The sequence below is a fragment of the Arthrobacter woluwensis genome (genome assembly GCF_900105345.1).
Classification (GTDB): Bacteria; Actinomycetota; Actinomycetes; order Actinomycetales; family Micrococcaceae; genus Arthrobacter_E; species Arthrobacter_E woluwensis.
Genome location: NZ_FNSN01000003.1, coordinates 296,373 through 309,278, shown reverse-complemented (window position 1 = coordinate 309,278; position 12,906 = coordinate 296,373). Strand labels below are relative to the sequence as shown.

Below are 12,906 nucleotides of genomic sequence, written 5' to 3'. Positions count from 1 at the left end.
CCTCATGACCGACACCTTCTTCCCGGGCGCCGCCCAGCACTGCGCCGACGTCGTCCTGGACAATCTGGGCCGCCCGTACCCCTACGCCTCGCACCACGTGGAGCGCTCCGAGACCGATCTGCACACGCCCGCCGAGCTCCACCCGGCGTTCCACACCTCCTTCGACTGGCACTCCTGCGTGCACATGCACTGGCTCGGCGTCAGCGTGCTCGACGCCGCTCTGCGGGGCGAGGCGGACCTTGACGCCGGCACGGCCGACGCCCTCCGCGCCGCCCTGGGCGCGAACCTCACCGCCGCGAAGCTCGCCGTCGAGGCGGACTACCTCCGAGCCAACCCCAGCTGGGAACGCCCGTACGGCTGGGCCTGGCTCGTGCGCCTGGCCGCGGCCTGCCACGCGTCCCAGGATCCGGAGATCGCCGCCTGGGGCCGCGACCTGGACGGCTGCGTGGACGTGGTGGCGGAGCTGGTCCAGGCGTGGACCGCGACCGTCGAGCACCCGGTGCGGCACGGCCTGCACACCAACTCGGCTTTCGGACTGTCCTACCTCCTGACCGCGTTCCGTGACCTCGGCCGCGACGCAGCCGCGGAGGCCTGCGAACGGGCCGCCCTCCGCTGGTTCGGTGAGGACCGTGCCTGGGCCACCGAGTGGGAGCTGAGCGGGCAGGACTTCCTCTCCGCCGGGCTCAGCGAGGCCGATCTCCTGCAGCGCGTGCTCCCCACCGACGAGTTCGCCGTCTGGCTGGAGGGGTTCCTGCCCGGCCTGACCGCGGAGTCCCGCATGCTCGCCACCGTCGGGGTGGCCGATGAGAGCGACGGCTACATGGTCCACCTGCACGGCCTGAACCTCACGAGGGCGGGGCAGCTCGCACGGGTGGTCGCGGCGCTGGACGCCCCGGCTGAAGCCCGGCCCGGCGCCCGCTCCGGCACGCCGCAGGACCTGCGCGCGGTGCTGGACGCCGCCGTCGAGCCGCTGTTCGAGGCCGGGATGCACGGCCTGCAGAGCGGCGACTTCATGTCCACGCACTGGCTCGCGAGCTTCGCGTGGGACGCCCGGGAGTCCATCGGACGCCTGCGGAGCGTGACCGCGTGAGCGTGATCGACCTCAACAGCGACGTCGGGGAGTCCTTTGGGAACTGGACCTTCGGGGACGACGCCGCCATCCTGGCCAACGTCTCGAGCGCCAACGTCGCGTGCGGTTTCCACGCCGGGGACCCGGTGGGCATCCGCGCCACCGTGCGCGCGGCCGTGCGCACCGGGACGACCGTCGGGGCCCACCCCGGCTACCGCGACCTGGCGGGCTTCGGGCGCCGCTTCATCGACATGGACGCGGGGGAGCTCCGCGACGACGTGATCTACCAGATCGGCGCGCTCCAGGCCCTCGCACGTGCCGAGGGCGCCGCCGTCCGGTACGTGAAACCGCACGGCGCCCTCTACAACACGATCGTGCGCCACGAGGCCCAGGCGCGGGCCGTGGTCGACGCGGTCCTCGCCGTCGATCCGGCGCTTCCCCTCCTGGTGCTGCCCGGTTCCGCTGTCGAACGGATCGCCGCCGAGGCCGGGCTCCGCACCGTGGCCGAAGCGTTCGCCGACCGCGCCTACCGGCCCGACGGCACTCTCGTCCCCCGCAGCGACCCGGACGCCGTGCTGCACGACATCGACCGGATCCTGGACCACGTGTTCCGCCTGGTGGACGGCACGGTCCGGGCCGCCGACGGCACCGTGCTGCCCGTGACCGCCGGCAGCATCTGCGTGCACGGCGACACCCCCGGGGCGGTCGCCATGGCCGAGCGCATCCACCGGGAACTCACGGCGCGCGGCGTCGTGGTCCAGAGCTTCGCCTGAGATGGGCCGACTGCTGGGCGTGCGCCGCGTGGGGGACCGCGCGGTGCTCGCCGAACTCGACGGCCTGGACGCCGTGCTGGCGCTCCAGGCGGGCCTGCTCGCCGAGCCCCCGGCCGGCGTCGTGGATGTCGTGGCCGCGGCTCGCACCGTGCTCGTGACCGTGGGTCTCCCGCAGTCTCTGGCCGGGGTGGTGGAGCGGCTGCGGTCGGCTGACCTGGCCGCCGGGGTGCGCTCCGCCGGGCGCGAGGTGAGGATCGAGACCGTGTACGACGGCGAGGACCTCGCCGAGGTCGCCCGCCTCACCGGCCGCAGCGTCGAGGCCGTTGTGGCCGGGCACGCGGACGCCGTCTGGACCGCCGCGTTCGGCGGATTCGCCCCGGGGTTCGCCTACCTTAGCGCGCCCGGCATGCCTGAGGTCCCGCGCCGGACGTCCCCGCGGACCCGGGTGCCGGCCGGTTCCGTGGCGCTCGCCGGCGGGTACTCGGCCGTCTACCCGAATGACTCGCCCGGCGGCTGGCAGCTCATCGGACGCACCGGCGCGCTCCTGTGGGACGCCGCCCGCGACGAACCCGCGCTCATCAAGGCCGGCGACACCGTCCGCTTCGTCCCCGTCCGCGACATCGTGCAGGCCCTGCCCGCCCGGCCCGCCGCCGAAACCGGCGAACCCGTCCTGGAGGTCCGCAACCCCGGCCTCCAGACCACGGTGCAGGACCTCGGGCGGCCCGGCCACGCGGCGTCGGGGGTCAGCGATTCCGGCGCCATGGACCGCGGCGCCCTCAAACGCGCCAACCGCATGGTCGGCAATCCCGCCGGCGCGCCCGGACTCGAAGCCCTGCCAGGCGGCCTGACGCTGCGCGCGTTGCGGGACACGATCCTCGCCGTCACCGGGGCGGACGTCCCGCTTCTGATCGGCGGCGACGACGGCGCCCAGTGGGACGCCCCGCTCGACGCCCCGCTCACGCTCCTGGCCGGTGAGACGCTGCGGCTGGGAACGCCTGTCGCTGGTCTGCGCAGCTACGTGGCGGTACGAGGCGGCGTGCGGGGCGGCACGGTGCTGGGCAGCGCCGCCACGGACGTTTTGTCCGGGCTGGGTCCAGCCCCGCTCACGGCGGGGAGCCGTCTGGGCCTGCTCGATCCGCGGCTGCGCGGCGCCGTGGGGGAACCGGAGACGGCTCCCGCGCTGCCATCGGCCGAGGAGGCCACGGTGCTCCGGGTGGTCCCCGGTCCCCGCGACGACTGGTTCACCAACGAGTCCCTCGAGGCGTTCCACGCGGGGGAATGGACCGTGACGGCCGAGTCGAACCGCGTGGGGATCCGGTTCTCCGGAGAGCCCCTGGTGCGCCGGACCGAGGGTGAGCTCCAGAGCGAGGGCACGGTGCGGGGCGCCATCCAGGTGCCGGCGTCCGGGCTGCCCCTGGTCTTCATGGCGGACCACCCCGTGACCGGCGGGTATCCCGTGATCGGCGTGGTGCTCGACGCGGACCAGGACCGGCTGGCCCAGCTCCCGCCCGGGGCGAGGGTCCGCTTCGAACCGGTGGCCCCGGCGTCGCTGTAGGTCCGTGGCACGGGCCGGCAGTGGACCGGCCGTGCGCCGAAACAGTGAGTTCCCGACGAAACAGTGAGCAGAACACGCTGTTTCGTCGGGAACTCACTGTTTCAGCGCTGTGACGGCGATTCCGGCCTGTTCCGCCCCTCGGCATACAGTGGGCCTGTGAGTTCTGATGCTGTCCTGGCGGGGTTGCGCCGCGAAGCGCGTGCCGCCCACGCGCACACCGCCCAGTGGGTGGCGGCCACGCTGCGGCAGCGCATCGCCGACGGCGAGCTGACCCCTGGCACCAAGCTTCCCGAAGAGGCGCTCCGGGAGGCCCTGGGCGTCTCGCGGAACACGCTCCGCGAGGCCTTCGCCACCCTGCACGCCGAACGCGTGGTGCAGCGGATCCCGAACCGCGGCGTCTTCGTGGCTCACCCGACGGCCGAGGATGTCCGCGAGATCTACCGGGTCCGGAAGCTCGTGGAACCGGCCGCCCTGCTGTGGGCCCCGCGGATCGACGTCGAGGAGCTCGCGGGGATCGTCCGCCGGGGCCGAGCCGCGGTCACGGAGGGTGACATCGCCGGGATGGCCGGGGCGAACCAGGATTTCCACCGGACCGTCCTCGCGGCCGCCGGCAGCATCCGGCTCGACGCACTCATGGAACAGGTGCTCGCGGAGATGCGGCTGGTGTTCGCGGCGATGGGCCGGGACCCTCGCTTCCATGCGCCGTATGTGGAGGGCAACGAGAGGATCGTCGAGCTCCTGGCGGCGGGACAGCGTGCCGAGGCCGCCGAGTACCTCCGGGATTATCTCGACCGGGCCGAGCAGCAGCTCGTGGACGCGGTCGAAGGGCGGGCTTAGGCGGGTTCCGCGGCGGGTGCCGTCGCGGGGCCGCTCAGCCCTTGCCGCCCGAGCCAGGCACCGCCAGTCCGCTAGGAGGGACGTGAATCCGCCGCATCTCGTAGCGGATTCACGCCGTCGGCAGCGGACTCGGCGAAGCAGACAGCGGAGATCACGGGGAACAGTGCGCCTGAGAGCCTGGCCTCGTCAGCCCCGGTTCTCCTTCGGGTAGAAACGGCCGCGGCGGGTGAGGACCCAGAACATCGACACCCCGCTCAGCACGCCCAGGCCGATCCCCAGGAGCAGCGAGTACGGGGAATCGCGGGACACGACGGCCGCCACCACCAGGAGCAGGGCAAGGAGCCCGAAGCTGGCGGAGTTGAAGGCGAGCTTGCCCTCGAGGGCCGGCTTGATCTGCCCGTAGACCGCCGCCTGGATCACCACGAACACCACGTACGCCCCGGCGCTCACCAGATGCCACGGCGCGGGCGCGGCGGCGTAGAGACCCAGCCCCACGCCGAACGCGATGGACAGGCCCATCCAGTAGGACCGGGCCTTCGCCAGGGCCGGGGGTGTGGTGCGGGGCATGTCGTTCGGGCTCCTTCGGGGCGGTTCGTCGGGCGGTTCGTGCCGCCGGGCGGCACGGTCGTGGGGGTGATCCGGGGGCGATGCCACGGGCCAGGTCAGATGGGCGGGTCAGAGGGTCAGGGCAGGTGCAGGACGATGCAGGGACCGCCGTCGTAGAGCCCTCCGTCAATGTCTACCACAAGGCCGTCGGCGTACACGTCCGGGCCCTGGGTGAGGGGTGCGGGATGCCCGTGGAAGTCCGCAATGATGCTGTGGCCGTGCACCAGACGGGACCCGCCGAACTCGCGGAGGAAGTCGCGTGCCACGGACGGCCGGTCCCGGAACGCGTGCCGGGTGGTCAGCCGGGCCCAGACGTCCCAGACATCAAGGGGATCGTCGCTCTCGAGCCGGCTCCGCAGGGTGTCGTTGACGCCGGTGATGTCCGATCCCCAGTGGAGGTACTGCGTCGTGTCCGCGTGGACCAGGAGGTGCGACCCCGTCAGCGCCATGCCCGGGAGCGACGCGAGCCAGGCGAAGTCCTCGTCGCTGAGGTCCCGCTGGTCCTGTTCGCGTCCGCCGTTGCGTTGCCACGAGTCGTGGAAGGACCGGGGTCCGGCGGGAGTCTCGAGGCGCAGGGCGCCGAAGCGCCGCTTGCCCAGCGCCAGGACTTCGTGGTTCCCCAGCAGCGCGTGGACGGCGCCGCCGTCGTCGGCCGCCTGATGCTGGAGGCGGCGCACCAGGTGCACCACGCCGGAGCCCTCCGGCCCGCGGTCCATGAAGTCGCCGAGGAGCCAGAGGGTGCGCTGCCCGCCGCACCACGAACCCATCCGGTCCAGGAGTCCCTGGCGCCGCAGGGCGTTCGACAGCGGCTCCAGCGCGCCGTGGACATCACCGATGACGACGTCGGGCGCCTGGCCGCCGTCGTCGGGGGTGAGTCCCAGCCAGGTCATTCCGTCTCCGGCTCCGCGACCGTGCCGCGCGCCTTCGCGATGGCCTTCATGCCGTGATACATCACGAGGGCCGCCGCGGACCCGAGCGCGATGCCCGTGAAGCTGAGCTCGCCGAGGTTCCACGTGTAGTCCGCGATGCCCACGATCAGGGCGACCGCGGCCGTGCTCAGGTTGATCGGGTTGGAGAAGTTGACCTTGTTCTGCACCCAGATCTTCACGCCCAGGATGCCGATCATGCCGTACAGCATCGTGGCCGCGCCGCCCAGCACACCGGCCGGGACGGTCGCGATGAGGGCCCCGAACTTGGGGGAGAAGCTGAGGACGATCGCGAAGACGCCGGCCACCCAGTACGCGGCCGTGGAGTACACCTTCGTGGCGGCCATGACGCCGATGTTCTCCGCGTAGGTGGTGGTGCCGGAGCCGCCGCCCGCGCCGGCCAGGATGGTCGCGGCGCCGTCGGCCATGAGGGCGCGCCCGGCGTAGGCGTCGAGGTTCTCACCGGTCATGGTGGCGACGCTCTTCACGTGTCCGACGTTCTCGGCCACGAGCACCAGAACCACGGGCACGAACAGTCCGATCACGCCGACATTGAAGCTCGGCGCCTGGAAGTGGGGCAGACCGATCCAGGCGGCGGAATCCATCTGGCTGTAATCCACCTCGCCGCGCCACATGGCCACCACGTAGCCGAGGACCACGCCGATCAGGATGTTCAGGCGGCCCAGGATGCCCTTGAAGAGCACGCCCACCAGGATGATGGCGAGCAGCGTGACCAGGGCCGTGATGGGCGCCTTGACGAAGTTCGCCTTGGCCGCCGGGGCGAGGTTGAGGCCGATGAGGGCCACGATCGCACCCGTGACCATCGGCGGCATGAGGCGGTTGATCCACTCGGAGCCGAACGCCTGCACCACGAGACCCACCAGGAACAGCGCCGCGCCGGCCATGATGACGCCGCCGAGCGCCCCCGCCACGCCGTACTGCTGCTGCGAGGCCATGATGGGGGCGATGAACGCGAAGCTCGATCCCAGGTAGCTGGGCACCCGGCCCCGCGTGACCACGAGGAACAGCAGGGTTCCGATGCCTGAGAAGAAGAGGGTGGTGGCCGGTGGCATTCCCGTCAGGATGGGCACGAGGAACGTGGAGCCGAACATGGCCACCACGTGCTGGGTGCCGATGCCGAGGGTGCGGGGCCAGCTGAGCCGTTCGTTGGGGGAGACCACTTCGCCGGGCCGGACGGTCTTGCCGTCGCCGTGGAGGGTCCAGGAGGTTCCGAGCAGGCTCACGCGAGGCCTTTCCAGAGGTATGGGGGTGTATCCAGAGCAACTTTACTGGGTGGCCGGGTGGACCGAGCGGGCCGATATGTGTCCTATCTCACACTCTGCCGGGGAAGAACGGCCGAATGCTTGAAGTTGAAACCATTCGGAACCCCCACGGAACTCCCCGAAGGAACATGACATGAGCATCGCCCACGAAGAAGCCGTCCTCGACGCGGCCTCCGTCAACGCCCTCTTCCACGAAGCCCGCACGGCCAACGCCTTCCAGGGCGAGGTCACCGAGCAGCAGCTCCAGGCGATCTGGGAGCTGACCAAGTTCGGCCCCTCCGCCTTCAACGCCCAGCCGCTGCGGGTGACCTTCGTGCAGTCGCCGGAGAAGCGCGCCGAGCTCGTCGACGCCATGATGGCCGGCAACCAGCCGAAGACCGCGGCCGCCCCCGCCGTCGCCGTCCTGTCCTACGACACCGAGTGGCACGCCAAGTGGGACGAGTTCTCCCCGGGCTGGGACGCCCCCAAGGCCATGTTCTCGGACAACGCTGAACTAAGCGGCACGTTCGCCAACAACAACGCGCACCTGCAGGCCGGCTACTTCATCCTGGCCGTCCGCGCCCTCGGCCTCTCCGCAGGCCCGATGACCGGCGCCGACTTCTCCGCCATCGACGCCGCCTTCTTCCCGGAGGGCGACCAGAAGAGCTTCCTCGTGGTCAACATCGGCCAGGCCGGCGAGGGCGCCTGGGGCGCCCCGAAGCCGAAGTTCGGCTTCGATGAGGCCGTCACCGTCCTCTGATCCGTCCGGATGCCCGAAGGCCCCGGTTCCCCTGTGGGAGCCGGGGCCTTCGTCGTTCTCAGGGCCGGGGTGGTGCTTCGGGTGACCGTGCCGTCAGACCCACGGCTTTGTGGTTTACCCCCTGAAATTTCGGTGGGTGAACCACGAATCCGTGGGTGGCAGCGCCGGGCTGTCCGGTCGGCGGTGTGCCCGGCTCACTTGCCGCACGACGACGCCGGGCTCAGCCTTCCGCGCCGACGGCCTTCTGCGTGGGGGACGGCTCCCCGCTGCCGCGCTCGCGGGCGTTCTGCTCCCTGAGCTCGCGGTGCTCGGCCCAGACGTGCCGGAGCTGCTTCCGCACCGTCCCCTCGCCCCAGCGGCTGACCAGGAGGAGCCCCGCGAGTCCTGCGAGGAGCGCGACCGCCCCGCCTCCGAACACCGCCCAGCGAGGGCCGAACTCGTTGGCGATCCACCCCACGAGGGGCCCGCCGATCGGCGTCCCGCCCTGGATGACCGTCATGTAGAGCGCCAGGACGCGCCCCCGGTAGGCGGGCTCGGTCCGCATCTGCAGCAAGGTGTTCGCGCTGTTCAGGAACGTCAGGGCGCACAGTCCCACGAGCACCAGCATGATCGCGTAGAGCGTGTACCCGGGCATGAAGGCGGCTACGCACGTCGTGACACCCAGCCCGATCGCCCCCATCACGAGGTACCGCAGCCGCGGAGCCGCGCGCCGGGCCGCGAGCAGCGCCCCGGCGAGGGTGCCCACCGCCATGACGGAGCCCAGCAGGCCGTAGGCGTCGGGGCCGGCGTCGAACACCGAGGCCGCCATGACCGCGTTGGTGAGCTGGAAGTTCATGGTGAACGTCCCCACGAGCCCCGCGAGGACCATGACCAGGAGAGCCCGTGGCCGGGCGAGGACGTACTTCACGCCGTCCTTGAGCTGGCCCCGGCCGCGTGGCACGGGAGCGCTGCGGTGGAGGGTCTTCGTGTTCATCCGGAGGATCCCGATGAGCACTGCGGCGAAGCTCGTCGCGTTCAGCAGGAACACCCAGCCGGTGCCGATCAGGCCGATCAGGAGTCCCGCGATGCCGGGGCCGGCCAGGCGCGCCAGGTTGAAGGAGGCGCTGTTGAGTGCGACGGCGTTGGCCACGTTCTCCCGGCCGACGATCTCGGAGACGAAGGCCTGCCGCGGCGGGGCGTCGAAGGCGCTCGCGACACCCAGAGCGAGGGCGATGACGTAGATGTGCCAGAGCTGGGCCGTGCCGGTGAGGACGAGCACGGCCTGCAGGAGGGCCAGCAGCCCCATGGCGGTCTGGGTCGTCAGGAGGATCTTGCGCTTGTCCAGGCGATCGCCGAGCAGGCCCGCGTAGGGGCCGAGCAAAAGGATGGGGAGGAACTGGAGGCCGGTGGTGAGGCCGACCGCGGCGCCGTCGTGGTCCGTGAGCTGCGTCAGGACCAGCCAGTCCTGGGCGACCCTCTGCATCCAGGTGCCGATGTTGGACACCAGCGCTCCTGCCGCCCAGAGGCGGTAGTTGGGGTTCTTCAGTGACTGGAACATGCGGCTGCTCATGCGGTGGCTGGACTCCTCCTGGGGTCGGTGCGGGTCATGTCCAGGAGGAGGAGCGCGGCGTCATGCAGGGTCTCCCGCTCGCGCTCGCCGAGGCTTTCGAGCCGTTCGGCGAGCCAGGCGGAGCGGAGTCTGCGGGACTCTTCGAGAACCGCGTTCCCCTCGCTGGTGAGGGAGATGAGCACTTGCCGTCCGTCCTCGGGGCGGGCCTCGCGACGGATGAGGCCTTTGTCCGCGAGGGCGTTCACCGTGCGGGTCATGCTGGGCGCCTGGACGTGTTCGGCTTCAGCGAGCTGGCCCATGGTCTGCGGGCCGTGCTTGTGCAGCAGGGCCAGGACGGTGTTCTGACCCGGGGTGACGGCGTCACTGCTGGCCTGGGAGCGCAGAACGCGCGATGTGCGCATGAGCGCGACGCGCAGCTCGGAGGCCAGGTCCTGGAGTTCGGGTGGGGTGTTCATCGTTATTTAGCATAGCTAATTAGCGATGTTAAGTACATGAGAAGTGGCCGACTTCACGGTCACGCCCTCCCCATCGACTGCTCCCTACGATGTCGTTCTGGGCCGGATTTCGGGGATTTCGGCACCCTATGGAGCAGTCGATGAGGGGCGCGACGACGGCGGCGGGCCGGGCGCCGCCGCGTCGGACGCCGCCGCGTTAAACACCGCCGCCCCGGACGGATCCGGGGCGGCGGCAGGGGTGCGGGTGCTCCTCTTCGGTGCGAGTGCGCCTGGCGGGTGCGAGCCTGGGGAGTCTGGGGTCAGCCGATCACCGAGTCCACGAGGGACTTGGCTTCGGCCTGGACCTGCTGGAGGTGATCCGCGCCCTTGAAGGACTCGGCGTAGATCTTGTACACGTCCTCGGTGCCGGACGGGCGGGCCGCGAACCAGGCGTTCTCCGTGACGACCTTGAGGCCGCCGATCGCCGCTCCGTTGCCGGGGGCCTCGGTCAGTTTGGCGGTGATGGTCTCACCGGCCAGTTCCGTGGCGGTGACGTCGTCGGAGGAGAGCTTGCCCAGCTTGGCCTTCTGCTCGCGGTTCGCGGCGGCGTCGATGCGGGCGTACACGGGGGCGCCGAACTGGTCGGTCAGGCCGCGGTACAGCTCGGATGGGCTCGAGCCTGTGACGGCCGTGATCTCGCTGGCCAGCAGCGCCAGCAGGATGCCGTCCTTGTCCGTGGTCCAGACGGAGCCGTCCTTGCGGTTGAAGGCCGCGCCCGCGGACTCCTCGCCGCCGAACGCGCCCTCGCCGGAGAGCAGGCCCGGCACGAACCACTTGAAGCCCACCGGGACTTCCACGAGCTTGCGCCCGAGCCCGCCGGCCACGCGGTCGATGATCGAGGAGGACACCAGGGTCTTGCCGACCACGGAGGCCGGGTTCCAGCCGCTGCGGTTGCGGTAGAGGTAGTCGATCGCGACGGCGAGGTAGTGGTTGGGGTTCATCAGGCCGCCGTCGGGCGTGACGATCCCATGGCGGTCCGCATCCGCGTCGTTGCCGGTGGCGATGTCGAAAGGCGCCGCGCCGCCGTCGCTCTTCATGCGGCCGATCAGCGAGGCCATCGCCGAGGGGGAGGAGCAGTCCATGCGGATCTTCTCGTCCCAGTCGAGGGTCATGAAGGCCCACTGAGGGTCGACCGTCGGGTTCACGACGGTGAGGTCGAGGTGGTGGCGCTCGCCGATCTCGCCCCAGTAGTCGACGCTCGCGCCGCCCATGGGGTCCGCGCCGATCCGGACGCCCGCCTCGCGGATGGCGTCGAGGTCCAGCACGGAGGGCAGGGAGTCGACGTAGCTGCTCAGGTAGTCGAAGGTGCCGACGTTCTCGGCCTTCAGCGCCTCGGTCAGCGGGATGCGGCGCACACCGTTCAGACCGTTCTCGAGGTACTCGTTGGCCCGGTTCGCGATCCAGCCCGTGGCGTCCGTGTCCGCCGGTCCGCCGTGCGGTGGGTTGTATTTGAAGCCGCCGTCCGCGGGCGGGTTGTGGCTGGGGGTGACGACGATCCCGTCCGCCTGGTCCGGGTGCCCCGCGTTGTTGTAGCTGAGGATCGCGTGGCTGAGGGCCGGGGTGGGGGTGTACGCGTGGCGGGCATCCAGCAGGACCGTGACGCCGTTGGCCGCCAGGACCTCGAGGGCGGTGTTCTGTGCCGGTTCGCTCAGCGCGTGGGTGTCCTTGGCGAGGAACAGGGGGCCGGTGATGCCCTGTGCCGCGCGGTATTCGACGATCGCCTGCGTGATCGCCGCGATGTGCCGTTCGTTGAAGCTGGCCTTGAGGCTCGACCCGCGGTGTCCCGAGGTGCCGAACGCCACGCGCTGGCCGGGATCCGTGGGGTCCGGCTGCACGTCGAAATACGCGTCCAGGAGTGCGGTGAGATCGACAAGGTCTTCGGGAAGGGCCACGGTGCCCGCGCGGTTAGCCATGGGGCCAGCATGCCAGAGAAGCCCACGGTCTTCTACGCCTCGGCCAGGGTTACGCCGCTGTGACGCGGAGCGGCCCCGGGGCGGCCGCGGTACCGGCAGGTAACCTGGAGGCAAAGGTCCGTAATCGTGAGGGGGATCATGAGCGATCACACGCCGGAACAGGGCGATCAGGCGTCCCGGCGCACACCGGAACAGGGTGCGGCGGAGCAGCGCGCGCCCCAGGACCGTGAAGCGCAGCACCATGAGCCGCAGTACCGTGTGCCCGGAGAGCCGACGACGACGCCGCAGCCCGGTCCGCCGTCGGCCGCACCCGGCGCTCAGCCTCCTCAGCCCGGGCAGCAGAGCCGGCCCGGTCAGTGGGCGGTCCCCGGGGCGTCCCAGCCTTATCCGGCCCAGGCCTATCCGACCCAGCCGTTCCCGCAGGCCCCTCAGTCTCCGCCGCCCGGTCCTGTTCCCGGCCCCGCTCAGGGTCCGGTTCCCGGTCAGGCGCCCCGGCCGTCGTCGGGCCGTGTGGTGCCCCCCGTGCCGCCGGCGCCGCAGGGCGGGTTCGCCGCCGCGAGCTATCCCGGAGCACCGCAGCCCGCACCGCCCCAGTTCCCGGGCGCTCCCGTCCAGGGGCCCGGGCAGTTCCCCGGCCAGGCGCCGGGACAACCGGTGCAGCCTCCGGGACAGTTCGCGCAGCAGCCGTATCCGGCGGCGCCGGGAGGCCGCCCGCCTCAGCCGTATGGTCAGCAGCCCTACGCCCAGTCGCCCTATGCCCAGTCGCCCTATGCCCAGTCGCCCTATGCCCAGCCGCCCGCACAGGCGTACGGGCAACCGTACTACCCGGGCTTGGGCCCGTCAGAACCCAAGGGGATGAGCATCACGGCCCTCGTGCTCGGCATCGTGGGCGTGATCTCGGGCGGGTGGTTCATCCTGCCGCAGATCCTGGCGGTGGTGTTCGGTCATATCGGGCTCAAGAAGGAGCCCTCGGTCAAGGGCATGGCCATCACGGGCCTGGTCCTGGGCTATCTGATGGTCGCCGTCTCGCTCGCCTACGGCCTGTTCGTGGCATTCGCCTTCTCGTCCAGCTGGGACTGAGTCCGCCCGTCGAGCGCGGTCAGCGCGCCCGAGGCGGGGGCTGAGGCGGAGGCCTCGTCCCTTTCGACCCCACCGGTCTCAG

12 protein-coding genes are annotated in these 12,906 nt (G+C 71.2%); 6 read left to right on the top strand and 6 right to left on the bottom strand.

The window, feature by feature from the left end; all coding sequences use genetic code 11:
- Positions 1 to 4 precede the first annotated feature (4 nt).
- The 4 genes from BLV63_RS02050 to BLV63_RS02035 all read left to right on the top strand — a co-directional run bounded on the left by BLV63_RS02050 (position 5) and on the right by BLV63_RS02035 (position 4,234).
- Complete coding sequence (locus BLV63_RS02050; RefSeq protein ID WP_066213412.1) at positions 5 to 1,090, top strand: DUF2891 family protein; 1,086 nt, start codon at positions 5 to 7, stop codon at positions 1,088 to 1,090.
- Positions 1,087 to 1,842 (top strand): LamB/YcsF family protein, encoded by a 756-nt coding sequence (locus BLV63_RS02045; protein ID WP_066213409.1) that lies wholly within the window; start codon positions 1,087 to 1,089, stop codon positions 1,840 to 1,842. The genes BLV63_RS02050 and BLV63_RS02045 overlap by 4 nt, the downstream gene beginning before the upstream one ends.
- 1 nt (position 1,843) lies before the next feature.
- Positions 1,844 to 3,397 carry a 5-oxoprolinase subunit B/C family protein gene (locus tag BLV63_RS02040; protein WP_066213405.1) on the top strand — a complete coding sequence of 518 codons (1,554 nt, stop codon included), beginning with the start codon at positions 1,844 to 1,846 and terminating at the stop codon, positions 3,395 to 3,397.
- Between the two features lie 156 nt (positions 3,398 to 3,553).
- The gene (locus tag BLV63_RS02035) at positions 3,554 to 4,234 is read left to right on the top strand and encodes a GntR family transcriptional regulator (RefSeq protein WP_066213401.1); all 681 of its coding nucleotides are present in this window, start codon (positions 3,554 to 3,556) and stop codon (positions 4,232 to 4,234) included.
- 186 nt (positions 4,235 to 4,420) lie between these two features.
- Here the strand turns inward: BLV63_RS02035 and BLV63_RS02030 are convergent, their stop codons facing one another.
- From BLV63_RS02030 to BLV63_RS02020, 3 genes are all read right to left on the bottom strand, one after another.
- The gene (locus BLV63_RS02030) at positions 4,421 to 4,801 is read right to left on the bottom strand and encodes a hypothetical protein (protein ID WP_066213398.1); all 381 of its coding nucleotides are present in this window, start codon (positions 4,799 to 4,801) and stop codon (positions 4,421 to 4,423) included.
- Between the two features lie 116 nt (positions 4,802 to 4,917).
- Positions 4,918 to 5,730, bottom strand: coding sequence for a metallophosphoesterase (locus tag BLV63_RS02025; protein WP_066213395.1), 813 nt, complete (start codon positions 5,728 to 5,730; stop codon positions 4,918 to 4,920).
- Complete coding sequence (locus tag BLV63_RS02020) at positions 5,727 to 7,010, bottom strand: uracil-xanthine permease family protein (protein ID WP_066213392.1); 1,284 nt, start codon at positions 7,008 to 7,010, stop codon at positions 5,727 to 5,729. Before BLV63_RS02020 ends, BLV63_RS02025 begins: the two co-directional genes overlap by 4 nt.
- Before the next feature lie 172 nt (positions 7,011 to 7,182).
- Here BLV63_RS02020 and BLV63_RS02015 point away from each other — a divergent pair, with 172 nt between their 5' ends.
- Complete coding sequence (locus tag BLV63_RS02015) at positions 7,183 to 7,788, top strand: malonic semialdehyde reductase (RefSeq protein WP_066213389.1); 606 nt, start codon at positions 7,183 to 7,185, stop codon at positions 7,786 to 7,788.
- A 220-nt stretch (positions 7,789 to 8,008) separates the two neighbouring features.
- Here the strand turns inward: BLV63_RS02015 and BLV63_RS02010 are convergent, their stop codons facing one another.
- The 3 genes from BLV63_RS02010 to pgm form a co-directional block, all read right to left on the bottom strand.
- Positions 8,009 to 9,337, bottom strand: coding sequence for an MFS transporter (locus BLV63_RS02010; RefSeq protein WP_254780435.1), 1,329 nt, complete (start codon positions 9,335 to 9,337; stop codon positions 8,009 to 8,011).
- Complete coding sequence (locus BLV63_RS02005; protein ID WP_066213386.1) at positions 9,334 to 9,792, bottom strand: MarR family winged helix-turn-helix transcriptional regulator; 459 nt, start codon at positions 9,790 to 9,792, stop codon at positions 9,334 to 9,336. Before BLV63_RS02005 ends, BLV63_RS02010 begins: the two co-directional genes overlap by 4 nt.
- 299 nt (positions 9,793 to 10,091) lie before the next feature.
- Entirely contained in the window at positions 10,092 to 11,744 is a 1,653-nt protein-coding gene (gene pgm, locus BLV63_RS02000; protein ID WP_066213383.1) for a phosphoglucomutase (alpha-D-glucose-1,6-bisphosphate-dependent), read from the bottom strand.
- A gap of 138 nt (positions 11,745 to 11,882) precedes the next feature.
- On the opposite strand from pgm, the gene BLV63_RS18885 reads away from it, so the two are divergent.
- Complete coding sequence (locus BLV63_RS18885) at positions 11,883 to 12,824, top strand: DUF4190 domain-containing protein (RefSeq protein ID WP_254780433.1); 942 nt, start codon at positions 11,883 to 11,885, stop codon at positions 12,822 to 12,824.
- The last annotated feature ends 82 nt before the right edge of the window (positions 12,825 to 12,906 follow it).